We start from the raw sequence: 25532 nt of genomic DNA on the forward strand, positions 1-25532 counted from the left end.
ACGATGTGCCTTTAAAACGGACTGCGAGGCGGACATCGCGTCTGCCCGGCGCTCCGGATCAGGTCTCGCGTACCGGAGCCCGTAAGTTTCGCAAGTATTCTTGTAGCGAAATGCCATGTGTATTTGGCAAAGCCGCGTTCCTGTTGGAGCGCGGTTTTTGCGTTTTGGAAGCATCACTTCGCCTCGTCATTCCAGGGCGCAGCAGGAGCGAAGCTCCGTCGCGAAGACCCTGGAATCCATGCCGTGACTTCGGAGCGTTGCAACGGAGCAGAATTCTGCACCGCGGCGACGCCTTTGAGTCACGGCATGGATCCTGGGGTCTGCGCTGCATCGCTACGCTCCTTGCTCCGCCCCAGGATGACGACGGAACAGGATGCTCGCCTAGCGCTTCCGCAGATCCGCTTCGGCAAGATCGAGCGCCTTGGCGATGCGCTCGCAAGCCATGTCGATGGTGTTGCGCGTCCAGATCAGCGGCGGCGACAGGATCATCGTGTCGCCGGTAGCCCGCAGCATCATGCCTTGCGCGATCGCGTGATCGCGCACGACGACCGCCGCGCTTCCCGACGGCAGGTAGCGTTCCTTGGTCGCCTTGTCCTTGACGATCTCGATAGCGCCCATCAGGCCGATCGAACGCACTTCGCCGACCAGCCTGTGGCCGGCGATCCGCTCCTGCAGCGCCTGCGCGAAATACGGACCGGTGTCGTTCTTGACGCGCTCGACCAGCCCTTCCTTCTCGATGATCTCAAGGTTCTTGAGCGCCACCGCGCAAGCCACCGGATGACCGGAATAGGTATAGCCGTGATAGAACTCGCCGCCCTTCTCGACCAGCGTCTTGGCGACACGGTCGCCGACCAGCAGCGCCGACAGCGGCTGGTAGCCCGAGGTCAGCGCCTTGGCGGTGGTTATGGTGTCGGGCTCGATCCCGAAGGTCTGCGCCGCGAACCATTCGCCGGTCCGGCCATAGCCGGTGATGACCTCGTCCAGCATCAGCAGCACATCGTATTTGCGACAGATGCGCTCCACTTCCGGCCAGTAGCTCATCGGCGGGATCTTTACCCCGCCGGCACCCATCACCGGCTCGCCGATGAAGGCAGCGACCTTGTCGGCGCCGGCTTCGAGGATCGCGTCCTCGACCGCCTTCGCCGCGCGGATGCCGAAATCATGATCGCTTTCGCCGGGCAGCGCCAGCTCATAGGCATAGGGCATCATCACATGGACGATGTTGGGCACCGCGCCGCCGAGCTGCTTGTGCATCGGCTCCATGCCGCCGAGCGAGGTGCCGGCGATCGTCGAGCCGTGATAGGCCGACTTGCGCGAGATGATGCGGTTCTTCTCAGGTCTACCTTCCAACGCCCAATAGTGGCGCACGAGCCTGAGCGCTGTGTCGTTGGCTTCCGAACCGGACGAGCCATAGAAGACCTGGCTGACATGCTTGGGCGCCAGCTCCGCCAGCTTCTTGGACAAGAGCACCGGGGTCGGCGTCGAGCATTTGAAGAAGGAGTTGTAGTAAGGCAGTTCCTTCATCTGCGCGTACGCGGCCTCGGCCAGCTCGTCGCGGCCATAGCCGACATTGACGCACCAAAGGCCGGCCATGCCGTCGAGGATTTCGGTGTCGTCGGCATCGTAGATGAACGGGCCGTTGGCATGGGTGATGATGCGGGAGCCTGTCTCGCGCAGCTCCTTGTGGTCGGTGAAGGGGTGAAGGTGATGCGCGGCGTCGATCTGCTGAAGCTGCTTCAGCGAATAATTCTGATAGGTCATGGATTTGATCTTTCCTCTTGAACCAATCCGGCAACGGCCGGGGCGGATTCGTCAGAGGGAGGCGGGCGGCGAATAGCCGATGCGGGCGCATAGCCGCAACAGCTCGGCGCGAAGGGTCCGCGGTGACGGCGTCACCGCGACCCCGAAGGCGCCAGATGTGCTGAAGCGGATCATGGCGGCAGCTTATGCCGCCTGAGGCCCAGAATTCAAGCCGTTCCGGTCAGCGCTCGCTGAAGGAACATGTAGCGCATCGCCGTCTGCGCCGCCTGCGGCCGGATATCGCCGCGCCCGCCATGGCCGCCTTCGGTCTCCTCGAAGAACATCGTCCCGCCATGGCCCGCCTCCTGCAGCCGTGCTGCCATCTTGCGCGCATGTCCAGGGTGGACACGGTCGTCGGCGGTGGACGTCATCAACAGCACCGGCGGATAGGCAGCATTGGCCGCGACATGCTGATAGGGCGAATAGGCGCCTAGCCAGGCCGCCTCTTCCGGTTTCGATGGGTCGCCATACTCCGCGATCCACGAGGCGCCGGGCGGCAATTCGGTGTAGCGCAGCATGTCGAGCAGCGGCACGTCGATTATGACGGCGCCGAACAATTCCGGGCGCTGCGTCAGCGACACGCCGGTGAGCAGGCCGCCATTCGAGCCGCCCTGGATGCCGAGCTGCGCCGCCGTGGTGATGCCGCGCCGGACCACATCCTCAGCCACCGCCGCGAAATCGTCGAAGGCGTTCTGACGATTGCCCTTGAGCGCGGCCTGATGCCAGGCCGGACCAAACTCGCCGCCGCCGCGGATGTTGGCCAGGACATAGGCGTTGCCCTTGTCCAGCCAGAGCTTGCCGCGGATCCCGGCATAGCCGGGCAAGAGCGGCACTTCGAAGCCGCCATAGCCGTAGAGCAGTGCCGGCACCGGCCCTTTCTGGTCGCGGCGCCGCACCACGAAATAGGGGATCATCGTGCCATCCTTCGAGCGCGCCTCGAACTGCTCCGAAACATAAGGCGAGGCATCGAAGCGCGCCGGCTGCGACTTTACGGTCTGAAGCGTCTCGGCATCGTCGTCCGACCAGATGATCGAGCTCGGCGTCAGGAAATCGGTGAAGGAGAAGGAGACGCTCGAACCGAAATGCTCGACATGGCTGATGCCGACATTGCCGTTGTCGGGCAGCGCGACCGGCTTCAGCGACCAGCCATTGGCGGTGCGGTCGCAGGCGATGACCTTGCCGCGCACATTGTCCATCAGATTGATGAAGAGCCGGTCCCGCGTCCTGGCGAGCCCGGCGATCGAAACGCGATGCGCGGGCTCGAGAACGGTTTGGAACGGACCGAACTCACCGCTCTCGATCCAGCGGCCGAAATCGACGGAATAAAGCCCGTCGGGCAGGCAGTTCGTGCCGTCGGGCGCCGTCCACGGGCTGCGCACGCCGAAAAGGAGTTGGCCCTTGAAGATCGCCGTGTCGGTGGCGTCGTCCGGCAGCGGTACGCGCCTGTTTTCTCCCGAATCCAGTCGCAAAAAGCTGTGCGAGGTGAAGAAGCCGATCGTCTTGCCGAGCAGCACATGCCGCTTGTCGCCGTCATACTCCACGCCGCCTCCGACCGCGAGGTCATGCTTCTCGCCTTCGAAGATCGGCGTTGCCTCCTCGAGCTTGGTGCCGCGCCGCCAGAGCTTGATCACGCGCGGATAGCCGGACTGGGTCTTGTCGTCTTCCTCGAAAGCCGCCGAGACGATCACCGTGTCCCTGTCCAGCCAGGAAAAGCCCGACTTCGAAGCCGGCGCGCGAAACCCGTCCTCGACGAAGGATTTGGTCGCAAGGTCGAACTCGCGCATCTCGCTGGCGTCGCCGCCGTCGGGCGACATGGAGAGCAGGCAGAGATTGAAATCGGGATAGAGCCGGCTGGCGCCGCCGAACACCCATTTTATGCCCTCTTTCGCCGAGAGCTGGTCGAAATCGATGATCGTCTCCCAGGTCGGCTTGTCAGTCTTGTAGGAAGAGACCGGCGTGCGCCGCCACAAGCCAAGTGCATTGGTCTTGTCCTGCCAGAAATTATAGACGTAGCCGGCAAGCGCCGCGCCGACCGGCATATTGTCCTCGGCCGTCATCAGGTCGAGCGCGGTCTCGAATGCCGCCTGATAGGAAGGATCGCCCTGCAGTTCGGCGACCGTCAGCGCGTTCTGGCGATGAACCCAGTCGAGAGATTGTTTGCTGTTGCGGTCCTCCAGCCAGAGGAAAGGGTCTTCGGCTGAGGCCGGCTGCTTTTGTGCACTCGACTGGGTCATGTCATCTCCGAAATCTGCCATGCTGGGTGCCACAAACATCGGCATGGCGCTACCGACATTCAATCGGAGCGTTTAAAAGGAAGCTCCGAAAATCGCCATGGCAAGGCGAGTAACCGATGCAACGTCTCTACATAGCCACCGAGAAGTTCGGTCCGTCCCACGGCACCGGATGGAAGGAATACATCGAGTGGTCGGGCCTCACCCAATTGACCGAGGTCGTCACGCTCGATGGGATGCTATGCCCCTTCGCGCTCCCTGAGACCAAGGAGAGCCACTGGCCCCACATAGTCAAAGAAGACAACATGCTCAATTTCTTTGTCGATTTGGATTTCCTGCTTTCGGAATTGGCCGAGACGCGCGATCTCAACATCCTTGGCGTGATCCGAAGGCCTTCGGCGGATGTGCGCTCGCTTGAGTGGGACGGGTTTGCGTTCCTGGGTTACGATCTGATGGACAAGGATGTCGGCAACAGCGCCTTGAGCAATTGTGGCGGCTTTCCGGACGTGTTCGCGAACATGGAGCTCTCCAGTGTCGGGCTGTTGGACGATTTCGATCGCGCGCTCCAAATTCGGGATCTGCTGCACACAACGCATCCGGAAGAGCGACACGCCGACTGTGACCTCTGGGCAATATTCCGACGGCAGGCCAACTGAGGACTCCGAGAACCCGATCGCCCTATAAGACCCGTCTTCGGATGACCGTCGCCGCCGCCAGCGCCCCGCAGATTGCGCCGAGCGTAACGGGCAGCCCGGCAGCGCCGATGACGTCCATCACACTGCCGGTAAGCGGCGGAGACCAAACGGATGCCTCAGCGGCGGCAATTCGCCAAGCCAGCAAGCTCCCCTTCCGTCATGTCGCTTCCCTCGCCCTAGTGGTCGCCGCCTCCTCACCGGCCGTATTGCCGCCAGTCCATTATGCGGCCAATTTCGCATCCTCACGAGGCTTCCCATGACTGCCGCCCTCCATCCTGCCGAACCGACAGTGGCTACCGATCGCGCCCGCCGTGGTGGCCGCGCCGGCAAGCGCGCCGGCGGCTCGGCCGCCTTCGAGCAGCCCGCCTTCCGGCAGTTGAAGAACCCGCTGACGCCGACCAAGCTGGTGTCCGACGACGAATTGGAATCAATCCACCTCGCATCGCTGCGCGTGCTGAAGGAGATCGGCGTCGACGTTTTGCACGACGAAGCGCGCCGCATCATGAAAGCGCACGGCGCGGATGTGCGCGAAGGCAGCGAGCGCGTGCGCTTCGACAGCGACATGATCCTCGATCTCGTCTCGCACTGCCCGTCGGAATTCACGCTGCATGCACGCAACCCGGCGCACAATCTGCGATTCGGCGGCAACAACGTCATCCTGTCGATGATGGCCTCGGCCCCCAATTGCTCCGACCTCGATCGCGGCCGGCGGCCCGGCAACCAGGCCGACTACCGCAACTTCCTGCGCCTGGCGCAGATGCACAACATCCTGAACTGCACCGGCGGCTATCCGGTGGAGCCGATCGACATCCATCCGTCGGTCCGGCACCTGGAATGCGTCCGCGACCTCGCCACACTGACCGACAAGGTCTTTCACATCTATTCGCTCGGCAAGGAGCGCAACGTCGACGGCATCGAGATCACTCGCATCGCGCGTGGCGTCAGCCACGAGCAACTGATGCAGGAACCCTCGGTCTTTACCATCATCAACACCAATTCGCCGCTCAAGCTCGACGTGCCGATGATGGAAGGCATCATCCAGATGTCGAGCATGGGCCAGGTCGTGATCGTCACGCCGTTCACGCTGTCGGGCGCCATGGCGCCCGTCACCGTCGCCGGCGCGCTGGTGCAGCAGAATGCCGAGGCGCTCTCCGGCATCGCTTTCGCGCAGATGGTGAAGAAGGGCGCGCCGGTGGGCTATGGCGGCTTCACTTCCAATGTCGATATGAAGTCGGGCGCGCCGGCCTTCGGCACGCCCGAATATATGAAGGCGCAGCTCGTCGGCGGCCAGCTCGCCCGCCGCTACAACATTCCCTACCGCACCTCCAACACCTGCGCCGCCAACACGGTCGACGCGCAGGCAGCCTATGAAAGCGTGTTCTCGCTGTGGGGCGCGATCCAGGGCGGCGGCAATCTGATGATGCACGGCGCCGGCTGGCTGGAAGGCGGCCTGCGCTGCTCCTACGAAAAAACCATCCTCGACATCGACCTTTTGCAGATGGTGGCAGAGTACCTGACCCCTCTCGACCTCTCCGAGGATGCGCTGGGCTTCGACGCCATCCAGTCGGTCGGCCCGGGCGGCCATTTCTTCGGCACCCCGCACACGCAAGCGCGCTACAAGACCGCCTTCTACTCGCCGATCGTCTCGGACTGGCGCAACTTCGAGACCTGGGCCGAGGCGGGCTCGCCGACGGCGATGGAACGCACCAACAAGGTGTGGAAGGAGCGTCTTGCTTCCTACGAGGAGCCGTTTATGGATCCGGCCATCCGCGAGGAACTCAACGACTTCGTCGAGAAGCGCCGTGCCGAAGGCGGCGCGCCGACCGACTTCTAAGGCCGGTAAGTCGCCGGCCCGCATCAATTCCTATTTTTGACTCCACATTACACAAGACGGATCTATCTTCATGAAATCCCACGTAAAAGCGGTTGTCATCGGCGGCGGCGTCGTCGGCTGCTCGGTGCTCTATCACCTCGCCAAGGCCGGCTGGACCGACATCATGCTGATCGAGCGTTCGGAGCTCACCTCCGGCTCGTCCTGGCACGCAGCGGGCGGCTTCCATACGCTGAACGGCGACCCCAACGTCGCCAAGCTGCAGGCCTATACCGTCCAGCTCTACAAGGAGATCGAGGAAATCTCCGGCCAGTCCTGCTCGCTGCACCTCACCGGCGGCGTGATGATGGCCGATACGCCGGAACGCATGGACTTCCTGCGGCTGGCCCACGCCAAGGGCCGCTATCTCGGCATGGACACCGAGTTGATCACGCCTTCGGAAGCCAAGGCGATGTTCCCGCTGATGGACGAGAAGAATTTCGTCGGCGCCATGTGGGATCCGGTCGAAGGCCATCTCGACCCGTCCGGCACCACCATCGCCTATTCCAAGGCGGCCAAGAAACTCGGCGCCGAGATCGTGCTGCGCAACCGCGTCGTCGACCTGACCCAGCAGCCGGACGGCACCTGGAACGTCGTGACCGAACAGGGCACGGTCCATGCCGAGCACGTCGTCAACTGCGGCGGCCTGTGGGCGCGCGAGATCGGCCGCATGGTCGGCGTCGAGCTGCCGGTGCTGGCGATGGAGCATATGTACCTGCTCACCGAGCCGATGCCGGAGGTCGAGGAATTCAACAAGTCGACCGGCCGCGAGATGATCGGCGTGCTCGACTTCAAGGGCGAGATCTACACCCGCCAGGAGCGCAACGGCATCCTGCTCGGCACCTATGAGAAGGCCTGCAAGCCGTGGTCGCCGGTCAACACGCCCTGGGATTTCGGCCATGAACTCTTGCCACCCGACATCGACCGCATCGCGCCGTCGCTGGAGATCGGCTTCAAGCATTTCCCCGGCATCGAGAAGGCCGGCATCAAGCAGATCATCAACGGCCCCTTCACCTTCGCTCTCGACGGCAATCCGCTGGTCGGTCCGGTGCAGGGCCTGACCAATTTCTGGTGCGCCTGCGCCGTTATGGCCGGCTTCAGCCAGGGCGGCGGCGTCGGCCTCGCACTGTCCAACTGGATGGTGCATGGCGATCCGGGCTTCGACGTCTGGGGCATGGATGTCGCCCGCTTCGGCGAATGGGCCAGCCTGCGCTACACCAACGCCAAGGTGCGCGAGAATTATTCACGCCGCTTCTCGATCCGCTTCCCGAACGAGGAACTGCCGGCCGCCCGTCCGGCACAAACGACACCGCTTTACGACACCATGCTCGCCAACAATGCCGTCATGGGCGACTCGTGGGGCCTGGAGACGCCGCTCTGGTTCGCGCCGAAGGGCTCAGAGCCGAAGGACATCGTCTCCTTCCACCGCTCGAACGACTTCGGCCCGATCGGCGAGGAAGTGCGCGCCACGCGCGACAAGGTCGGCGTCACCGAGATCGCCAACTTCGCCAAATACGAAGTGTCGGGACAGGGCGCTGAGGATTTCCTCAACCGGCTGATGACCAACCGCATGCCGAAGGTTGGCCGCATCGTGCTGACCCCGATGGTCAACGAGTTCGGCAAGCTGATCGGCGACTTCACCATCGCCAAGTCGGGCGAGGACCGCTTCATGATCTGGGGCTCTTCGGCCGCGCAGAAGTACCACATGCGCTGGTTCGAGAAGCATTTGCCGAAGGACGGTTCGGTGCGCATCCACCGCTTCGACCAGACGCTGGTCGGCCTGTCGATCGCCGGGCCGAAATCGCGCGACCTGCTGCAGAAGCTGGTCGATGTGGACGTCTCGACCAAGGCCTTTCGCTTCATGGATTTCCGCGAGATGGCGGTCGGCGGCGCGCCCTGCCTGGTCAACCGCATCACCTATACCGGCGACCTCGGCTACGAGATCTGGATGGCGCCGGCCTATCAGCGCCTCGTCTATCACGCGATCAAGGAAGCCGGCGAGGAGTTCGGCCTGGTCGATTTCGGCATGCGCGCGCTTTTGTCGATGCGCCTCGAAAAGAACTTCCCGACCTGGTTCCGCGAACTGCGCCCGATCTACGGACCCTTCGAAGGCTCGATGGACCGCTTCATCAAGCTCGAGAAGAACGACTTCATCGGTCGTGAGGCTTCGGCGAAGGAACAGGCCGAGGGGCCGAAGCTGCGCCGCGTTTCCTTCATCGTCGATGCCATCGATGCCGACGTCATGGGCGACGAGCCTATCTGGGCCAAGGTCAGCAAGGACTACGGCACTGTGGAAAAGCCGCATGGCTATGGCGCACCGCGTTTCGATGAGACCGGCAAGGAAATACGCGGCTCCAAGGCCGCCGAAGGCGCTTCCGCCATTCGCGGCATTGTCGATGGCGACTGGCGCGTCGTCGGCTGGGTCACTTCTGGCGGCTATGCGCATTACGTGCAGAAGTCGATGGCGCAGGGCTATGTTCCGGCGGCCCTTGCCGAGGACGAAAGCGCCGGCTTGTTCGAGATCGAAATCCTCGGCCACCGCCGGCCGGCGCGCATCAATGTCGAGCCGCCCTTCGACCCGAGCGGCGAGAAGATGCGGACCTGAGGAGCCGCCTTCGGCCGTCTTCAACAGGATCGCCCAGGCAGGCTACGTGATGGATACCGTCCATCGGCGCATCGCGGTGCCTGAGCGCTTCGGCGCCGCGCCGCGCCAACTGACGATTACCAGACTGCACAAGAAGGCGGCGCGGTAGAGCGCCAGGGAACTGCATGGACAAGCAACGCTTCGGCCACCACCGCAAGATCATGCCCTTCGAACCCGGCTCGGTCGAGGCGCTGCGCGAAGCCTCCCGCGAGAAGGCAGCCTCGCTCAATCAACATCTGCTGGGGTATGGCGTTCAGGCCGAAGCCGAATGGGCGGCGGCAGGCATCGCCGCGCCCGACCTGCCCGCCATGCGCAGATACCGGCTGGAGCGTATTCGCGCCGAGTTGAAGCGACGCGACTATGCCGGCGCCCTGCTCTACGATCCGGTCAATATCCGCTACGCGACGGACTCGACCAACATGCAGCTCTGGGTCGCGCATAATCCGACCCGCCACTGCTTCGTCGCCACCGATGGGCCGGTGGTGCTGTTCGACTATTTCTCCTGCGAGCACCTGTCCGACCATTCGGGCGTCGTTGACGAGGTGCGCCCGGCCGTGTCGTGGATGTATCTCTACAGCGGCGAACTGACCGATGAGAAGGTTCGCCGCTGGGCCGCCGGCATCGCCGAGCTCATTGCCGAGCATGGCGGCGGCAACCGGCGCATCGCCATCGACCACATCAATCCGGAAGGTGTCGAGGAGCTTGCCCGCCGCGGCATTTCCGTCGGCAACGGCGAGGCCGTAATGGAGAATGCGCGCCTCATCAAGTCGCCCGACGAGATCCTCGCCATGCGCCGCGCCATCGCCGCTTGCGAGGCGGCGATGGGCGAGATGGAAGCAACATTGAAGCCTGGTATTTCCGAGAACGAATTGTGGGCGGAACTGCATCGCGGCAACATCGCGCGCGGCGGCGAGTGGATCGAGACGCGTCTTTTGTCCTCGGGACCACGCACCAACCCCTGGTTCCAGGAATGCTCCTCGCGCGTTGTCGAGAATGGCGACCTCGTCGCCTTCGACACGGACCTCATCGGCCCTTATGGCTTCTGCGCCGACCTTTCGCGCACTTGGCTCTGCGGCGACAGGCAACCGTCGAGCGAGCAGCGCGACCTGTTCCGCATCGCCGCCGACCAGATCGCCCACAACACGGATTTGATGCGGCCGGGTATCTCTTTCCGCGATCTCGTCGAGCGCTCGACGGTGCCGCCGGGCGATTGCTATCCGACACGCTACGGCGTGCTCTATCACGGGGTCGGCCTGGCGGACGAATACCCGACGCTGCCGCATGCCGGCGACTGGACCACCGACACGCCGGACGGCGTGCTGGAACCCGGTATGGTGCTTTGCGTCGAAAGTTATATCGGCCGGCTCGGCGGGCACGAAGGGGTCAAGATCGAAGAGCAGATCCTGATAACGGAGACCGGCAACGAGAAGCTTTCAGCCTACCCGCTGGACGAGCGGCTGCTCTGATGCGCCGCCTTCGACCGCCGCGACGGCCTCGCGCATAGCGGCAATGATCGGCGCCGGGGTGGTCCTGGCGGTGATATAGGGCAGGCCCTTGCGCCGCGCCGTCCAGCCGACGACTTTGACGCCCTGCGCAGCCGGTTCGAATCGCCGCGCCAGCGCCCAGCTTTCGCAGTCGATCGCGGCGATATCGGCCCTGCCCTCGGCGATGGCGACGATCGACGACCGGTGGCCGCCGCTTTCGCTGCGCGAGGCGAAAATATCAAGGCTTTCGCCCATCGCCTCCAGGTCGCGTGTCAGCCCGATCAGCCCGGACATCGAATCCGGATTGTTGAAGGTGAAGCGTTTGCCGCGGAGAAGACCGATCGGGATGATGGCCTTGCCATCCTGCGGCGAGGCAACCGAGGGTCCGCCATCCGCGGGCATCACCAGCGCGCTGGAATAGAGTTCTCCCTGCCCGCCCTCGAACGCATCGTAGTTTGGCTGGGCAATCACCTGCACATGCTGGGCAAGGCCGAGTTCCATCGGCCCCCAGCAGGTTTGCCCGAAGAGCAGCGCCGGGCTCAGCCAGAGCGGGTGAAAATCGAACTCATGCGGGGGCAATGTCGCCGGGTCGGGCGCGATCAGCCTGCCGGCGGCATCCAGGATACCGCCAGGCACCGCCGGCAACTCGCGATTGCTGCGCGCGACGGCCTCCGGCGCATCGATGCCCCTGTGACGGAAGGCGTCGCGCAGCCGCGCCCATTGCGCGTCGACTTCGCCACGCGCTTCGGGCCAGTCATACATCGGCAATGCCGCAACGAATTTACTCATGCCGAACAGCTTTCAAAGACAGGCAACCGTCGGCGCCTGCGTTCCGCCGCGAAAAAAGCGATCGCGGAAAGTCGAGATTACTCCTTCGGCGGCTCAGCCGGAACCGGGGCCGTTCCAAGCCCGTTGACATTGCGCGCCCTGACGCGCGGCTTGAAAGCACGGCCAGGTTCGGGCGAGCGGCGCAATACCGGATGGATGACCGGCTCCTTGGCCTTGAAGGCGAAGGATTTGATCAGCGACAGATAGTTCGGATAGACATAGCCGTTGTTCATCCGCAGCCATTCCTCGCGGCGGTCGCGAAACAGCTTCGGCAGTCTGTACCAGGCAACCGTCGGGCTCTTGTGATGCACGAAATGCAGGTTGTTGTTGAGGAACAGGAACGACAGCGGCGAGCGTTCGACGATGATGGTGCGCCCTTCCGGATGTTCGGACCACTGGTGCTCGGCATAGGTGCGCACCGAAATCAGCGACTGTCCGAGCCAGACCGGCACCAGCACATAGAGCCAGAGCGGGATGCCGAAGCCGAAGGTCACGACCGGCGCCACGACAGCGATGCCGATGGCGTGCAGCAGCCAGGCCTTGCGGATAGCCTTGTCGCCGGCGGCGATCTGCTTGGCGTCGTCGATGAAGAAGCCGACCGACGACAGCCAAGGACCGAGGATGAAGCGGCCGACCATGGTGTTGTTGATCTTGAGCAGGAACTTCATCGCCGGCGGCAGGTCCTCATGCATCCAGAGCGCCTGGTAGTAGCTTTCCGGATCGTCGAGCGGATCGGTCAGACGCTCGTCGGCGTGATGGCGAAGGTGAATTGTCTTGAAGCGGCGGAATGGCCAGACCATGCCGATAGGCAGAAAAACGAAGGCTTCGTTGACGCGGGCGCTGCGGGTCGGATGGCCGTGCAGAACCTCATGCATCAGCGAGGATTGCAGCGCCAGGATCAGCCCCAGGGCGATCAGCGCGATCAGGGGATAAGATGGCCAGAGGAGGAAGCCGGCGGCGAGCCATGTGCCGTAGCAGAAGAGTGCGAGGAATACGGTCGGCCATTCGATTGCCGGTGCGCTGCGACGCCTCTTGTTCATGCCAGTATTCATGCTCGCCATGCTATCGACCACTGCCTTTCAGTCGCCGGAACCACCTTGATTCCTGACAGCATTGTGTCAGGAGCCTGCCGTTGCCGCAACGCGACAAAGCGCACAAACTGTTGCGATTGCGCATATTTGGCTGCAGGTGTTATATATTGTAAACAAACTTGGGGATTCATTTACGCCTGAGCCATGTTCAGCACGGCGCGGACGAAAATTTTTCCTCCTGCAAGCAGGAGCGACCTGATGGACAAGCGCGATCTGTCGACGATCTTCCGGGAGCGGCTGAAATTGCTCTTGACACGGTCCGACCTCAACCAGTCGGCCTTCGCGACGGCCGTCGGTATCGACCGCTCGGCGCTGTCGCAACTGCTTTCCGGCGCCTCGACCCGCCTGCCGCGCGCCGAGACGCTTCTCAACATCGCCGCCGAGTTCAAGGTATCGCTCGACTGGCTGCTGGGCTTGAGCCACGACGAAGGCGTCACCGGCGAAATCCGCGAAAGCCTGGAGATCGAGGAGGCGCCGGACGGCTTCGACCGCACGCTGCTCGCCAAATGGCATGCGGAGGCGGCGGGCACGAAGATCCGCTACGTGCCGGCAGGCATCCCTGACCTTTTGCGCACGGAGGCCCTAGTCGAATATGAGGCCGGAATAACCAACAAAAGCCGTGAAGCACAAGCCGGCGAAACGCAGTACCGTATCGACTACAACCGCCGGCCGGAGACCGACATGGAGGTCTGCATGCCGCGTCACACTTTGGAGATCTTTGCGCGCGGTCTCGGCGTCTGGGATCGTTTTCCCGAAGCCGACCGCCGTCAGCAACTGCTGCACATGGCAGCGCTCCTTGACGACCTTTACCCGACCTTCCGCCTGTTTCTCTATGACGGACGCATGCGCTATTCGATCCCTTATACAATTTTCGGTCCCTACCGCGCCGCGATCTATGTCGGAGACATGTATCTGGTGTTGAACGCAACCCAGCCGATCCGCACCCTCACCAGCCATTTCGACAATCTGATCCGGGCGGCCGACATCAACGCGCACGAGGCGGCGAGCTTCGCGCAAAAGCTGGCCGCAATGTCCTTCCCATCAGGCTCTGTCTGATCGCCGGCATCGACATCATCTTGACGGTCGGCCGACGTCCCGGCCGCCGATCACCGTTAGGGAAACCCATGCAAGAGCCGCGTCACGTCGTCGTTCCTCCTCAATCGGGTCGTTCCATGCGCGTCGGGCGCGGCGATCTGATCCGCATCGTCGATCCCAAGGGCCAGCAGGTCTGCGACCTCTGGGCCTTCTCGACCGAAGGCGGGCTCGACTGGCTGAGCACATCGCAGACCCGCGACATCACCGAGCGGCTGTTTCCGAAACCGGGCGACCATTTCTACAGCGCCGCCGGCAACATCATGCTGACGCTGATCGAGGACGCCTCGCCCGGACCGCACGACATGCTCTACCCGGCCTGCGACAGCGCGCTCTACAAACGGGCCGGCCTGCCCAACCACCCGAACTGCCGCGACAATCTGATGAAGGCGCTGAGCACGGAAGGCATCGAACTCCCCTTCGCGCCCGATCCGGTCGACCTGTTCCAGAACTCCATGCCGCAGCCCGACGGGACTTTGGTGGTCGAGGCCTCGATCAATCCGCCGGGCGGCTACGTGACGTTGCGCGCCGAACAGGACCTCTTGCTTGTCGTCACCGCCTGCTCGGTCGACCACCACCCGACCAATGGCGACGCCTGCACCGAGATCGAGGTCGAGATCACCCCCGGCTGCACAGGGCCTTCCCGGGCGCAAACTCGTTGACTGGACATAAAGACTTCTTTATATCGTTATTTGAATTCGGAACACGAAAGCTAAAGCCATGACCGCGACCAACCCGATTGACGCACTGCTTGCCGAAAAGGGCGTGCTTCTGGCCGACGGCGCCACCGGCACCAATTTGTTCGCGATGGGTCTGGAGGCCGGCGAAGCGCCCGAGCTGCTCAATGAGACTTCGCCCGAAACCATCGCCAGCCTGCATCAGAATTTCGTCGACGCCGGCGCCGATATCATTCTCACCAATTCCTTCGGCGGCACCCGCCACCGACTCAAGCTGCACCACGCGCAGGACCGCGTTCACGACCTGAACAGGCGCGCCGCCGAAATCGCCCGCTCCGTCGCCGACAAGGCCGGCCGCAAGGTGATCGTCGCCGGCTCCGTCGGCCCGACCGGCGAGCTGCTGGTGCCGCTCGGCGCCATGACCTATGACGATGCGGTCGATGCCTTCGCCGAGCAGATCGAGGGTCTCAAGGCCGGCGGCGCCGAAATCGCCTGGATCGAGACCATGTCGGCGCCCGACGAGATCCGCGCCGCGGCGCAGGCCGCCATCCGCGTCGGCCTGCCCTATACCTATACCGGTTCCTTCGATACCGCCGGGCGCACCATGATGGGCCTGCTGCCCAAGGACATCCACGCCGTCGCCGACGGACTGTCGCAGGCCCCGCTCGGTGTCGGCGCCAATTGCGGCGTCGGCGCTTCCGATATCCTGGCGTCGCTGCTCGATATGACCGAGGCGAAGCCGGAGGCGACGGTTATCGTCAAGGGCAATTGCGGCATTCCGGAATTCCGCGGCAGCGAGATCCATTATTCCGGCACGCCGGAGCTGATGTCCGATTATGTGCGGCTTGCGGTCGACGGCGGCGCGAAGATTGTCGGCGGCTGCTGCGGCACCTCGTTCGCCCACCTTGCCGCTATGCGCAAGGCGCTCGACGCGCACACCAAGGCGGCGCGGCCGTCCATCGAGACGATCGTCGAGCGCATCGGCCCGATGCGCAACAAGGTGGCGACGGCAAACGCTGCCGAAACCAGCGAAGGCCGCCGCGAACGCAGGCGCAGCCGCGCCTGACCGGCCTGCTTATTTGCTGTTTTCGGTGTAGCGCGACAGCGCCGTATTGAAATCGACAACGCCGCCGTCCTGGCTGTCGGCGCCCATCGTCATCAGGGCGCCCGATGCGCGCGGATCGGTGATCTGTTCCAGCATCACACGAAAACGGTCGTTATTGAGCGCCGAAAGCGCCGTGTTTCGAGCCGCGTCGACATCATTCCTGATGCGCGTGGATTCCGCTGAAGCAGCGGACGGCCCCCGCACCGGCGCATTGGCCGCCGTCGAACTCGCGTTCCCGATTGTCGTGATATGCACCGCCGGTCCCTCAAACCTGTCGGCACTGACTAACAGAAGCTCATTGCGATGATATTCCGGAAAAGCCGCGCAATTTAACGATCGCAGAAGGGCCGGCAGGATTTGTCCTGCCGGCCCTGGTTCGATTCACAACGCTCTACCTGTTGCCGTCCAGCGATGAGGCCAGTCGCACCAGCGACAGGAACTCCGCCCTGTAGCCGAACGGATCGGCGCCGCGCGCGGCGTTTGCGATCTCCGCGATCCGGTCGTAGCCGAAATTCGCCGTCTGATCCTCATCGCGCAGCTTCTGCCCGAAGGCCGCGACGGCGACCGAGAAACGCTGGTCGGCGCCGGCTGCGTCGAAGGACGACACTTCGTTGGCGGCGGTCACCGGCGTGGTGATCAGTTTCGAGACATCCTCGTTCGGCAGCTTGTAGCGGATCTTGACGAAGGCATATTCGTCGGCATTGGCGACACCGCCATTGTCGATCTTGGCCTGGCCGTAACGCAGCGGATCGACCTGCTCGCCGCCGCTGCCCTTCGGCGTGATCTCATAGACCGCTGTCACCGCATGGCCCGAGCCGATATCGCCGGCATCGACGCGGTCATTGTTGAAATCCTCGCGCTTGAGCGCCCGCGTCTCATAACCAACCAGCCGGTACTCCGAGACCGCGGCGGGGTTGAACTCGACCTGGATCTTCACGTCTTTGGCGATGGTGAACAGTGTCGAGGACGCATCATCGACCAGCACCTTCTGCGCCTCTGCAAGCGTGTCGATATAGGCGGCCGTGCCGTTGCCGTTCTGGGCGATGGTCTGCATCATCTGGTCGTTCAGATTATCGCGGCCAAAGCCGAACACCGACAGGAAGACGCCGGTCTTGCGCTCGCTCTCGATCAGCCGCTTGAGATCCTCGTCGTCGGTCTGGCCGACATTGAAGTCGCCGTCGGTGGCGAGCATCACGCGGTTGACGCCGTCCTTGACGAAGGACTGCTGCGCAAGCTTGTAGGCTTCGCGGATGCCTTCCTCGCCGGCAGTCGAGCCGCCGGGCGACAGATTGTCGATGGCGGCGAGGATCTTCTGCTTTTCCGCCGCCTTGGTCGGCATCAGCACCGTGCCGGCATTGCCGGCATAGGTGACGATCGAGACGGTGTCATCGGCCTTGAGCTTGCCGACCAGCAAGCGGAAGGCGGACTTGAGCAGCGGCAGCTTGTCCGGCTCGTCCATCGAGCCCGAGACGTCGATCAGGAAGACGAGATTGGCCTTGGGCTGCTCGGCGGGCTTCACATCGAAACCCTTGATCGCGACATGCATGAGCTTTGTGTGCTCGTTCCACGGCGTCGGCATCACGGTGACGGTCGAGTTGAACGGCGTCGCCGCCGAGTCCGGACCCTTCCAGTCATAGGGGAAGTAGTTGATCATCTCCTCGACCCGCACCGTATCGGCCTCGGGCAGAGTGCCCTCCTTCAGCGAGCGCCGCACGAAGGAATAGGAGGCCGTGTCGACATCGATCGAGAAGGTCGAGACCGGGTCCTGCGCGGTTTCATGCACCGGATTGGTCTTGAAGGTCTCGATGCGGTTGCGGTTTTGCTCCTGCGGCTGCATCTGGTCGGAAGGCATGGGCGAAGGCTGCACCATCAGCTTGGAATCGGCGACGGCTCCAGCCGGCGCCTCGGCGGACTGCATGGCGGTCGTCGGCGCCTGGGCATTCGCGCGTCCGCCGGCAGCGAGTTGGTCAACCTCTGCCGGTGCAGGCGGCGGCGCAGGCACGGCCTCCGGCGCTTGCTTGGCATAATCTTTCAACGCCCCATCTTCACGCTTTGCCAGGTCGTTTGACTGGTTCAGCTCAGAGGTCGGCGGCGACGCAGGTGCGACCTGCGCCTCATCTTCGATCCGCCTCTCACTGTCGGTGTCGGCCTTCTTCGCCTTGGCGGGCGCCGCTGCCAGCGGCTCGTTAATTGCGGGTTGTTCGGGCGCAGGCTTCTGCGCCGCCGGCTTGTCGGCAAGCGTCGCGGTGACCGTGCCTTTGCCGCCGATGACCGGCGGTTGCTCCTTCAACATCTCAAAAGCGGCATAGCCGGCGATAGGCAGCGCGACCAGCGCGGTGATGGCCGGCGTGGCAATGAGTTTCCGTTGCATGATTTCTCTCCAGAGCTTTTGTGCTCGCTCCGTGAGACGGAGGCCTGCCGCCGTTCCTTGGGGGACAGCCGAAATTTTTTCGTCGAGGTCGAAGGCCTGCATCGCGGCGGCGAAGGCGCGCGCCTTCGCCTCGCCGTCCGGCGCCGGTACCGCGATGTCGCGCAGCCTTTCGAGTTCGTTGTCGTCGACCATGGTCACACTTCCCCGGCTGAACGCATCAGCACTTTCAGCCGTTTCTTCGCTTCATGGATGTGCCAGGAAACCGTCGTCTCCGAGATCGCCATCACCTCCGCCGCGGCGGCGTGGTTGAGACCTTCGCCATAGACCAGCAGCACCGCATCACGCTGCTTGTCGGGCAGCATCCGCACCGCCACCCACAGCGCCTCGGCCGGATCGTCGGCCTCTGTAGGTGCCTCGCCGCCGATCGACGCATAGGCGCCATAGGCATCGGTCTTGGCGTTGTCGCGGGCGCGCTTGCGCATCATGTCGCGCGCCGCGTTCAGCGTCATGGCATAAAGCCATGTCGTGAAGGCGCCGCTGCCCTGATAATCGCGGATCGCGCGGCCGAGCCGCACGCAGACATCCTGGGCGATGTCCTCGGCATCGGCCTTCTTTCCGCACCAGCGATAGGCGGCGCGATAGACGAAGCCATAGTGCCTTTCGAGCAACGTGCCGAAAGCCCCTCTGTCTCCGCCCCTCGCCCGCCCGATCAGTTCGGCATCGGAGGCTTCGCCGTCGTCCAGCATCATCGCCATCATTTGCCTGTTGGACGAAGGCTAATGACCAATCCTTGGGGCGATGAAAAGATTTTTTTGTGGCGCATCTCCCTTCTCCCCGTTTCACGGGGAGAAGGTGCCCGAAGGGCGGATGAGGGACAGCGCGAATATTCGAAGGCTCGCGCTACGTGGTGCACCTCTCCGCGATCGGCGAGAGAAGACTATCCCAGTGTCTCTTTGAAAAACTCCGTCAGCCGCTTCCAGTGCCTCTCGGCGCCTACCTCGTCATAAACGCTGTGATCCTTCACGCACCAACCATGGCCGACGCCGACGTAATTCTCGATGACATGGTCGACCTCGGCCACCCGCAGCGCTTCGGCCAGCCGCGCCGACTGCTCCGGTGGGAAGCTGCGATCGACGCCGGCAACGCCGACATAGACGCGCGCCTTGATCATTGCTGCCCTGCGGTGCGGGCTGTCGGCGGCGTCGCCGGCCAGATTGCCGCCATGGAAGCTTGCCGCGGCAACGATCCGGTCGGGATAGCTCGCCGCCGCGTTCAGCGCCCGCGCGCCACCCATGCAGTAGCCGACAACGCCAGCAGGTCCGGCGATCCCCTCGGCGGCCAGCGCATCGAGGAAGGCGCTGCCGTCGCGGATGGTCATGGCCTGCGTCGTGCCGCCGCTCAGCGCCGACAGCGCCGCCTTGGTCTTTTCCTCGGCAAAGGCTGTTTTGGGATCGAACGGGCCATAGGGCGCATAGCGGTAGAAGAGATCGGGCACCAGCACGGCATAGCCATGTCCCGCGAGGCGCTCGGCCATCTGGTCGAGCGCCGGACGCGGACCGAAAATATCCATGTAGAGGATGACGCCGGCCTTGGCCGGCGCGGCTGGACGAAACAGCCGTGCCTTCGCTGTGCCGTCCTGGGTCTTGATCTCGATGTCCTGCTTCGTCATTGCGCGCTCCGCCGATTGCCAGGCGATAGATATCCGCGCCGCCCGCCAGGGCAAGCCGCAACCACTCGACCGCAGTCAAGTTTCCGTGCGGTTCGGAAGAATGCCTACAGTGCGGCGAACGCCGCCATATGGAAAGCCTGGACATCGGCCGGGTAGCGATACTCAGCGCCATAGGGACAGGCGTTGCGGTCGAGGCAGCCGCCGCTCCGGCAAGGCGCACCGCCAGGACCGCGGACATGGCCAAGACAGGCTTCATGGGCAAAGCCCTGTCCGGAATAGGCGTCGACGGGACAGGATTTCAGGCAGGGTTTTTCGACGCATGCGTCACAGAGATGAATCGCGTCATCAGCTTCGGGGAGAGAAAACTCGTCCTCGAACAGCAACGCGCCGCGATAGGCATGCCAGAGCCCATATCGCGGGTGCATGAGGACGCCGAGCGGCGACGGCCTCAGCCCTTCCGCCCGCATCGCCCATTGTTGGAACGGCAGATACGGCCGGTCGGAAGGCGACACTGCGCGCGCACCGAATTCCTGAGCGACGGCGCCAATCACTTCGCACGACCAGGTATCGAGCGGATTGGCTATCCGCGCAGGTTGCCTCTCGAGCCAGCGCTGGAAATGCGGCCAGGGTGCCGCGCCCGCCTGCCCGACCAGCAGCGCCGATTTGGCCGGTGCAGCGGACCCTGCGTCCGGCGCCATCTCATCGTCGCCGAAGTTGAAGCCGCCGCGAAGGATCAAGCCGTTGGCCGCGAGCGCGGTCGCGATCTCCCCGACCGGCTCGCGTGAAACAATCATCCCTTTCGGTCCGGGTCGGAGAATGCGCTCCGCCAGACTTCCTTGTGGATGATGTCGGCCACTTTAGCCCGGCCTGACTCGGGCTCCTTTCAAGTGAAGGCGTCGGGCATCGACCCCTTCTTCTTGGCGATGAAATCCTTCAGCGCTTCATCGATGGCCGGATCGAGATGCGGCGCCTCGTAGCTTTCCAGCCAGCGGCGGGCAAGCTCGTTGGCGCGCTGCGGCGCGGTCTTCTCGCCTTCGGCCAGCCACTGCTCGTAGGAATTGTTGTCGGCGATGTTGGAACGGAAGAAGGCCGTCTGGAAATTCGCCTGGGTGTGGTCGCAGCCGAGATAATGGCTGCCCGGACCGACCTGGCGGATGGCATCCATCGCCTGGCCGTTTTCCGACAGGTCGACGCCCTCGGCAAACTTCTGCTGCATGCCGAGCTGGTCAATGTCCATCATGAATTTTTCGTAGCAGGAGGCGAGACCGCCCTCGAGCCAGCCGGCCGAATGCAGCACGAAATTGGTGCCGGCAAGGATCGTCGAGTTGAGCGTGTTGGCGCTTTCATAGGCCGCCTGCGCATCGGGGACCTTCGAGGCGCAGAGCGAGCCGCCGGTGCGGAACGGCAAACCGAGCCGGCGCGCGAGCTGGGCGGCGCCATAGGACACCAGCGACGGCTCCGGCGTGCCGAAGGTCGGCGCGCCCGACTGCATCGAGATCGAGGAAGCGAAGGTGCCGAACAGCACCGGTGCGCCGGGCCGGATCAACTGCGTGAACGAGGCACCGGCAAGCGCTTCCGCCAGCACCTGCGTCAACGTGCCAGCAACCGTCACCGGGCTCATCGCGCCGGCCAGGATGAAAGGCGTGACGATGCAGGCCTGGTTGTGGCGCGAATAGACCTTCAGCGCGCCGAGCATGGTCTCGTCGAACACCATCGGCGAGTTGGCATTGATCAGGCTGGTCAGCACCGTGTTGTTTTCGACGAAATCGTCGCCGAACACGAGCTTGGCCATCGCCACCGTGTCCTCGGCGCGCTCCGGCGCGGTGACCGAGCCCATGAACGGTTTGTCGGAATAGCGGATATGCGAATAGATCATGTCGAGATGGCGCTTGTTGACCGGCACGTCGACCGGTTCGCACACAGTGCCGCCCGAATGGTGGATCGATGGCGCCATATAGGCGAGCTTCACGAAATTCTGGAAATCCTCGATCGTCGCGTAGCGGCGGTTGCCGTCGAGGTCGCGCACGAAGGGCGGGCCGTAGACCGGCGCGAACACCGTCGCATTGCCGCCGATCTGCACCGAACGCTCCGGGTTGCGCGCATGCTGGGTGTAGATCGAAGGCGCCGTCTTCAAGAGCGAGCGGCAGAGCCCTTTCGGGAAATGCACGCGCTCGCCTTTCACATCCGCGCCCGCTTCCTTCCACAGCGCGAGCGCTTCGGCGTCGTCGCGGAAAATGATGCCGATTTCCTCGAGCACCGTGTCGGTGTTCTTCTCGATCAGCGCCAGGCCTTCCTCGTTGAGGACCTCATAGACGTTGATCTTGCGCTTGATGTAGGTGAGCTGGGTGCCAGGACCGCCGCCCGAACGGGCCGCCCGGCGTGCCGCCGCGCCGCCGCTGGCGCCGCGTCCGCGCCGCCCGCCTGACGCTTCCTGCTCGACTGCCGCGTTATCGCTCATGATCGTTCTTCCTATAACTTGGCCTGAATTGGCTTGGCGGCCCATCGTCGCCGCTTCTTGCCGGATCGTAGCCATGCACCCTATTGGAAACGGCCCGCCAGCGCCAACGCCTGTCGCAAAATCGACAAGAAAAGCGCCAACTTTTCAGTCGCTTTCCTTTTGCGGGAAGTCGCAAATCAGCTATGGCTAGCTTGCCCTCGCGGGTTAGGTATTGGCGCATCGATTTTTAGGCTGCCGCAGTCATTAGAGCAGCAAGGAGCCCGAGAAAAATGTCCGACGACGAGATCATCCTTTCCGAGCTTTCCGACGAGGAACTTGTGCAGCAGATGCACGACGACCTCTATGACGGTCTGAAGGAAGAGATCGAGGAAGGCACGCGAATCCTGCTCGAGCGCAGCTGGGCGCCTTACAAGGTGCTGACCGAGGCGCTGGTCGAAGGCATGCGCATCGTCGGCGAGGATTTCCGCGACGGCATCCTGTTCGTGCCCGAAGTGCTTTTGTCCGCCAACGCGATGAAGGCCGGCATGTTCATACTGCGCCCGCTGCTCGCCGCCACCGGCGCGCCGAAGCAGGGCAAGATGGTGATCGGCACCGTCAAGGGCGACATCCACGACATCGGCAAGAACCTCGTCGGCATGATGATGGAAGGCGCCGGCTTCGACGTCATCGACCTCGGCATCAACAACGCGGTCGAGAAATACCTCGACGCGATCGAGCAGCACCAGCCCGACATCATCGGCATGTCGGCGCTGCTCACCACCACCATGCCCTACATGAAGGTCGTGATCGACACGATGAAGGAAAAGGGCATCCGCGACGATTATGTCGTGCTGGTCGGCGGTGCGCCGCTGAACGAAGAATTCGGCAAGGCCGTTGGTGCCGACGCCTATTGCCGCGACGCGGCGGTGGCGGTCGAGACCGCCAAGGACTACGTGAAGCGCAAGCACAACGTGCGCGCTTCCGCCTGATCCAAGGCATCAGGATGGACCGATAAGAAAGGCCGCGCCTTGCAGCGCGGCCTTTTTGTTCCCAGATGATGGACGAGGCTGCCGATCAGTTGACAGTGTCTTTGACCGCTCTCGCCGTCGATTTGACGTCCTTGCCGACACCCCGAATGGTGTTGGCGCAGGCCGTGAGTGCAAGCGCGCAGGCAAGGATGGCCATCGGCGCAATGCGTAGCAGTTTCATGGACGGTGTCTCCCTCGACAGATATTAAGCCCCCGCAGCGAAAGCCGGCTCGACTTGGTCAAAACGCAAAAAACGAAACCGAATCAAACAGACAGGCTGCTCGTCATCGCCTGCGGGATGATTGCGCGCGAAGTTTTGGCCGTCAAGCAACAGCTAAAGCTCGACCACCTCGAACTGACCTGCCTGCCGGCCGAGTTCCATTTCTATCCGGACCGCATTGCGCCGGCCATGGACAAGGCGATCGAGAAGGCCAAGTCGGAAGGCTACGGGCACATCTTCGTCGGCTATGCCGATTGCGGCACCGGTGGCCTGCTCGACCGCGTTATCGAGAAGCATGGCGTCGAGCGCATGGCAGGGCCGCATTGCTTTGCCTTCTACCAGGGCATGGACGCCTACGCGAAGGTCGCCGACGACGACATGATGTCGTTTTACATGACCGACTTCCTTTGCCGCCAGTTCGAGGCTTTCTTCATCAAGCCGCTCGGCCTCGACCGGCATCCCGAGCTGATCAAGGATTATTTTGGGAACTACGAGAAGCTGATCTATCTCGCCCAGACCGACGATCCGGAGCTCGACAAGGTCGCCGAGAAAGCCGCGGCCATGCTCGGCCTCGCCTATGAGCGCCGCGCGACCGGCTATGGCGACCTGACTGTGGAACTGGCACGGGCGGCACAGAGCGCTGCCTGAGGCCGTCACGCCTCCGCTTCGAGCGCCGCCAACACATCGGCAAAACTCGTCTTGCAGACGAAGCCCAGCCGCTCCCTCGCCCGCGACGGATCGTAGACGCGGTCGATCGAGGAGAACATAGTCCAGCTCTTCCCGGCATAGAGCCTCGGATAATCCGGAAAGTAGCGCGCCACGACCGATGGCGCATCGGCGATCAACTCAGCGCAATCCTGGGGTCGGAATGGTGTTGGCGCCGAAATGATGAAGGTGTCGAAACCGAGCCGCGGTGCCTTCTCCAACGCCGCGACATGAGCCTCGGCCGCGTCCTCTACCGTCAGCCGCCGGAACAGCAACTCGTTCGCCTTGGTGTTGGCGTCCGACTGCTCGATCGCATGCGCCATGTCGTCGGCCTCAGGAAAGAAGCGCGCCGTGCGCAGCACCACCGCCGGCAGCCCATGCTCGAGATGGTAGAGACGGCACAGATGCTCGGCTGAGAGTTTCGTCACGCCATAGATGTTGCGCGGCTCCGGTAACATCTCCTCCGTCAGCCAGGCCGCCTTGCGCGCGCCACCCTGGAAGCCGGCGCGGATCGCCTGCGAGATCATCAGCGAGGTCGTCGAGGTGAAGACGAAGCGCTGCACGCCGCAGACAACGGCCGCATCGAGCAGGTTGAGCGTCCCTTGCACATTCGTGGCGACGAAGTCGGCATTTTCGCGGTGCTCGATGTTCGGCTTGTGCAGCGCGCCGCTGTGAATGATGGCCTCGATGCGATTGTCGCGGACCGTCTTCAGGACGAGATCGCGATCCGCGATCGAGCCGACGATCTGCGTGCGCGCCGAGGCAACCGGATCAAGGCCGATGACGTCATGGCCGAGCGCCTTGAGCCTTGGCTCAAGCCCGCTGCCCAGCCAGCCGGACGATCCCGTGAGCAAGATCCGCATCGATCGAACCACCATTTTTCCGAGCTGCTGCTGTTAAGCACGGATGACAGACGATGGCGAACCGGTAAGTTGTGCGCCAGCGATAGAAAGAACTGTTCCAGCCATTGATTTGAGGAGACAAAATTTCATGATCCCTCGCCTGCTTTTTGCCGCCCTCGCCCTCGTCGCCCTCACCTTGCCGGCCCAAGCCGATGGCGAGGTGCAGAAGCTGATCACGACCGCCGACAAGGCACGACTGGATAAGTATGGCGAGACGCGCAAGGCGGCCCTCGAAGAAGCCAAGACCGGCGATCCGTCCGAGGTCAAGCAGTTGGATGAACTGCTCGCCAAACCTCTCGTCGCCTTCTCCGACAAGGACCTCACCGGCGACTGGAAGTGTCGCACTATCAAGGCGGGCGGCTTGAGCCCGCTCGTCATCTATGGCTGGTTCAAATGTAAAGTCACCGACGACGGTTCAGGCTGGCGGCTTGCCAAGATCAGCGGCTCGCAGCGCACCACCGGCCGCTTCTTCGACGACGACGAGAAGCGCTCGATCTATCTCGGCTCGTTCTCGGTCAATGACGACAAGGCCAAGCCCTATGGCAGCGGCCCCGAAAGCGACCAGGTCGGCTACGCCTTCCGCAACAGCGCCACCGAATGGCGCGTCGAACTCCCCGCGCCCTATTACGAATCGAAACTCGACATCATGGAATTCAAGCGCTGAGCAGGACGTTGACGCGTGA

22 protein-coding genes are annotated in these 25532 nt (G+C 63.4%); 10 read left to right on the forward strand and 12 right to left on the reverse strand.

The window, feature by feature from the left end:
- Positions 1–381 precede the first annotated feature (381 nt).
- Together ACWGS9_RS12360 and ACWGS9_RS12365 are read right to left on the reverse strand one after the other, a co-directional pair.
- Positions 382–1761 carry an aspartate aminotransferase family protein gene (locus ACWGS9_RS12360; RefSeq protein WP_454505509.1) on the reverse strand — a complete coding sequence of 460 codons (1380 nt, stop codon included), beginning with the start codon at positions 1759–1761 and terminating at the stop codon, positions 382–384.
- Positions 1762–1967: 206 nt separating this feature from the next.
- Positions 1968–4034: a prolyl oligopeptidase family serine peptidase gene (locus ACWGS9_RS12365; RefSeq protein WP_454505510.1), complete on the reverse strand. Its 2067-nt coding sequence runs from the start codon at positions 4032–4034 to the stop codon at positions 1968–1970.
- A 116-nt stretch (positions 4035–4150) separates the two neighbouring features.
- On the opposite strand from ACWGS9_RS12365, the gene ACWGS9_RS12370 reads away from it, so the two are divergent.
- The 4 genes from ACWGS9_RS12370 (at position 4151) to ACWGS9_RS12385 (ending at position 10706) form a co-directional block, all read left to right on the forward strand.
- Complete coding sequence (locus ACWGS9_RS12370) at positions 4151–4687, forward strand: hypothetical protein (RefSeq protein WP_454505511.1); 537 nt, start codon at positions 4151–4153, stop codon at positions 4685–4687.
- 295 nt (positions 4688–4982) lie between these two features.
- Positions 4983–6560: a trimethylamine methyltransferase family protein gene (locus tag ACWGS9_RS12375; RefSeq protein ID WP_454505512.1), complete on the forward strand. Its 1578-nt coding sequence runs from the start codon at positions 4983–4985 to the stop codon at positions 6558–6560.
- A gap of 70 nt (positions 6561–6630) precedes the next feature.
- Positions 6631–9201 (forward strand): GcvT family protein, encoded by a 2571-nt coding sequence (locus ACWGS9_RS12380; RefSeq protein ID WP_454505513.1) that lies wholly within the window; start codon positions 6631–6633, stop codon positions 9199–9201.
- Positions 9202–9365: 164 nt separating this feature from the next.
- On the forward strand, positions 9366–10706 hold the full coding sequence (locus ACWGS9_RS12385; protein WP_454505514.1) for a M24 family metallopeptidase: 1341 nt from the start codon (positions 9366–9368) through the stop codon (positions 10704–10706).
- On the opposite strand, the gene ACWGS9_RS12390 is transcribed toward ACWGS9_RS12385, so the two are convergent.
- Positions 10674–11513, reverse strand: coding sequence for a phosphate/phosphite/phosphonate ABC transporter substrate-binding protein (locus ACWGS9_RS12390; RefSeq protein WP_454505515.1), 840 nt, complete (start codon positions 11511–11513; stop codon positions 10674–10676). The genes ACWGS9_RS12385 and ACWGS9_RS12390 overlap by 33 nt on opposite strands.
- Positions 11514–11590: 77 nt before the next feature.
- Positions 11591–12592, reverse strand: coding sequence for a fatty acid desaturase (locus ACWGS9_RS12395; protein ID WP_454505516.1), 1002 nt, complete (start codon positions 12590–12592; stop codon positions 11591–11593).
- Between the two features lie 249 nt (positions 12593–12841).
- Here ACWGS9_RS12395 and ACWGS9_RS12400 point away from each other — a divergent pair, with 249 nt between their 5' ends.
- The 3 genes from ACWGS9_RS12400 to bmt all read left to right on the forward strand — a co-directional run bounded on the left by ACWGS9_RS12400 (position 12842) and on the right by bmt (position 15478).
- A complete protein-coding gene (locus tag ACWGS9_RS12400) occupies positions 12842–13699 on the forward strand; it encodes a helix-turn-helix domain-containing protein (protein WP_454505517.1) in 858 nt (285 codons plus the stop codon).
- Between the two features lie 68 nt (positions 13700–13767).
- On the forward strand, positions 13768–14397 hold the full coding sequence (locus ACWGS9_RS12405; RefSeq protein ID WP_454505518.1) for a DUF1989 domain-containing protein: 630 nt from the start codon (positions 13768–13770) through the stop codon (positions 14395–14397).
- A 58-nt stretch (positions 14398–14455) separates the two neighbouring features.
- Positions 14456–15478, forward strand: coding sequence for a betaine--homocysteine S-methyltransferase (gene bmt / locus ACWGS9_RS12410; RefSeq protein ID WP_454505519.1), 1023 nt, complete (start codon positions 14456–14458; stop codon positions 15476–15478).
- Between the two features lie 9 nt (positions 15479–15487).
- Here the strand turns inward: bmt and ACWGS9_RS12415 are convergent, their stop codons facing one another.
- The 6 genes from ACWGS9_RS12415 to ACWGS9_RS12440 form a co-directional block, all read right to left on the reverse strand.
- Positions 15488–15772, reverse strand: coding sequence for a hypothetical protein (locus tag ACWGS9_RS12415; RefSeq protein WP_454505520.1), 285 nt, complete (start codon positions 15770–15772; stop codon positions 15488–15490).
- A gap of 136 nt (positions 15773–15908) precedes the next feature.
- The gene (locus ACWGS9_RS12420) at positions 15909–18080 is read right to left on the reverse strand and encodes a vWA domain-containing protein (RefSeq protein WP_454505521.1); all 2172 of its coding nucleotides are present in this window, start codon (positions 18078–18080) and stop codon (positions 15909–15911) included.
- Positions 18081–18082: 2 nt separating this feature from the next.
- Positions 18083–18643 carry an RNA polymerase sigma factor gene (locus ACWGS9_RS12425; RefSeq protein WP_454505522.1) on the reverse strand — a complete coding sequence of 187 codons (561 nt, stop codon included), beginning with the start codon at positions 18641–18643 and terminating at the stop codon, positions 18083–18085.
- Positions 18644–18825: 182 nt separating this feature from the next.
- Positions 18826–19557 carry a dienelactone hydrolase family protein gene (locus ACWGS9_RS12430; RefSeq protein WP_454505523.1) on the reverse strand — a complete coding sequence of 244 codons (732 nt, stop codon included), beginning with the start codon at positions 19555–19557 and terminating at the stop codon, positions 18826–18828.
- Between the two features lie 104 nt (positions 19558–19661).
- Entirely contained in the window at positions 19662–20351 is a 690-nt protein-coding gene (locus ACWGS9_RS12435) for a hypothetical protein (RefSeq protein WP_454505524.1), read from the reverse strand.
- 89 nt (positions 20352–20440) lie between these two features.
- A complete protein-coding gene (locus tag ACWGS9_RS12440; RefSeq protein WP_454505525.1) occupies positions 20441–22015 on the reverse strand; it encodes a trimethylamine methyltransferase family protein in 1575 nt (524 codons plus the stop codon).
- A 269-nt stretch (positions 22016–22284) separates the two neighbouring features.
- Here ACWGS9_RS12440 and ACWGS9_RS12445 point away from each other — a divergent pair, with 269 nt between their 5' ends.
- Positions 22285–22983, forward strand: a complete 699-nt coding sequence (locus tag ACWGS9_RS12445) for a corrinoid protein (protein ID WP_454505526.1) — start codon at positions 22285–22287, stop codon at positions 22981–22983.
- Positions 22984–23068: 85 nt separating this feature from the next.
- On the opposite strand, the gene ACWGS9_RS12450 is transcribed toward ACWGS9_RS12445, so the two are convergent.
- The gene (locus tag ACWGS9_RS12450) at positions 23069–23203 is read right to left on the reverse strand and encodes an entericidin A/B family lipoprotein (protein WP_036258641.1); all 135 of its coding nucleotides are present in this window, start codon (positions 23201–23203) and stop codon (positions 23069–23071) included.
- Between the two features lie 54 nt (positions 23204–23257).
- Between ACWGS9_RS12450 and ACWGS9_RS12455 the strand changes: the two genes are divergently transcribed.
- Positions 23258–23890, forward strand: a complete 633-nt coding sequence (locus ACWGS9_RS12455) for a DUF1638 domain-containing protein (RefSeq protein ID WP_454505527.1) — start codon at positions 23258–23260, stop codon at positions 23888–23890.
- A gap of 5 nt (positions 23891–23895) precedes the next feature.
- On the opposite strand, the gene ACWGS9_RS12460 is transcribed toward ACWGS9_RS12455, so the two are convergent.
- Positions 23896–24810 carry an NAD-dependent epimerase/dehydratase family protein gene (locus tag ACWGS9_RS12460; protein WP_454505528.1) on the reverse strand — a complete coding sequence of 305 codons (915 nt, stop codon included), beginning with the start codon at positions 24808–24810 and terminating at the stop codon, positions 23896–23898.
- Between the two features lie 127 nt (positions 24811–24937).
- Between ACWGS9_RS12460 and ACWGS9_RS12465 the strand changes: the two genes are divergently transcribed.
- Entirely contained in the window at positions 24938–25513 is a 576-nt protein-coding gene (locus ACWGS9_RS12465; protein ID WP_454505529.1) for a DUF4893 domain-containing protein, read from the forward strand.
- Positions 25514–25532 lie beyond the last annotated feature (19 nt).

The organism is Mesorhizobium sp. Arg314 (assembly GCF_053714275.1).

Excerpts from the sequence above, each read along its gene's own strand:
- ACWGS9_RS12360 (WP_454505509.1), bottom strand. The coding sequence starts at position 1,761 with ATGACCTATCAGAATTATTCGCTGAAGCAGCTTCAGCAGATCGACGCC.
- ACWGS9_RS12365 (WP_454505510.1), bottom strand. The coding sequence starts at position 4,034 with ATGACCCAGTCGAGTGCACAAAAGCAGCCGGCCTCAGCCGAAGACCCT.
- ACWGS9_RS12370 (WP_454505511.1), top strand. The coding sequence starts at position 4,151 with ATGCAACGTCTCTACATAGCCACCGAGAAGTTCGGTCCGTCCCACGGC.
- ACWGS9_RS12375 (WP_454505512.1), top strand. The coding sequence starts at position 4,983 with ATGACTGCCGCCCTCCATCCTGCCGAACCGACAGTGGCTACCGATCGC.
- ACWGS9_RS12380 (WP_454505513.1), top strand. The coding sequence starts at position 6,631 with ATGAAATCCCACGTAAAAGCGGTTGTCATCGGCGGCGGCGTCGTCGGC.
- ACWGS9_RS12385 (WP_454505514.1), top strand. The coding sequence starts at position 9,366 with ATGGACAAGCAACGCTTCGGCCACCACCGCAAGATCATGCCCTTCGAA.
- ACWGS9_RS12390 (WP_454505515.1), bottom strand. The coding sequence starts at position 11,513 with ATGAGTAAATTCGTTGCGGCATTGCCGATGTATGACTGGCCCGAAGCG.
- ACWGS9_RS12395 (WP_454505516.1), bottom strand. The coding sequence starts at position 12,592 with ATGAACAAGAGGCGTCGCAGCGCACCGGCAATCGAATGGCCGACCGTA.
- ACWGS9_RS12400 (WP_454505517.1), top strand. The coding sequence starts at position 12,842 with ATGGACAAGCGCGATCTGTCGACGATCTTCCGGGAGCGGCTGAAATTG.
- ACWGS9_RS12405 (WP_454505518.1), top strand. The coding sequence starts at position 13,768 with ATGCAAGAGCCGCGTCACGTCGTCGTTCCTCCTCAATCGGGTCGTTCC.
- bmt (WP_454505519.1), top strand. The coding sequence starts at position 14,456 with ATGACCGCGACCAACCCGATTGACGCACTGCTTGCCGAAAAGGGCGTG.
- ACWGS9_RS12420 (WP_454505521.1), bottom strand. The coding sequence starts at position 18,080 with ATGGTCGACGACAACGAACTCGAAAGGCTGCGCGACATCGCGGTACCG.
- ACWGS9_RS12425 (WP_454505522.1), bottom strand. The coding sequence starts at position 18,643 with ATGGCGATGATGCTGGACGACGGCGAAGCCTCCGATGCCGAACTGATC.
- ACWGS9_RS12430 (WP_454505523.1), bottom strand. The coding sequence starts at position 19,557 with ATGACGAAGCAGGACATCGAGATCAAGACCCAGGACGGCACAGCGAAG.
- ACWGS9_RS12435 (WP_454505524.1), bottom strand. The coding sequence starts at position 20,351 with ATGATTGTTTCACGCGAGCCGGTCGGGGAGATCGCGACCGCGCTCGCG.
- ACWGS9_RS12440 (WP_454505525.1), bottom strand. The coding sequence starts at position 22,015 with ATGAGCGATAACGCGGCAGTCGAGCAGGAAGCGTCAGGCGGGCGGCGC.
- ACWGS9_RS12445 (WP_454505526.1), top strand. The coding sequence starts at position 22,285 with ATGTCCGACGACGAGATCATCCTTTCCGAGCTTTCCGACGAGGAACTT.
- ACWGS9_RS12450 (WP_036258641.1), bottom strand. The coding sequence starts at position 23,203 with ATGAAACTGCTACGCATTGCGCCGATGGCCATCCTTGCCTGCGCGCTT.
- ACWGS9_RS12460 (WP_454505528.1), bottom strand. The coding sequence starts at position 24,810 with ATGCGGATCTTGCTCACGGGATCGTCCGGCTGGCTGGGCAGCGGGCTT.
- ACWGS9_RS12465 (WP_454505529.1), top strand. The coding sequence starts at position 24,938 with ATGATCCCTCGCCTGCTTTTTGCCGCCCTCGCCCTCGTCGCCCTCACC.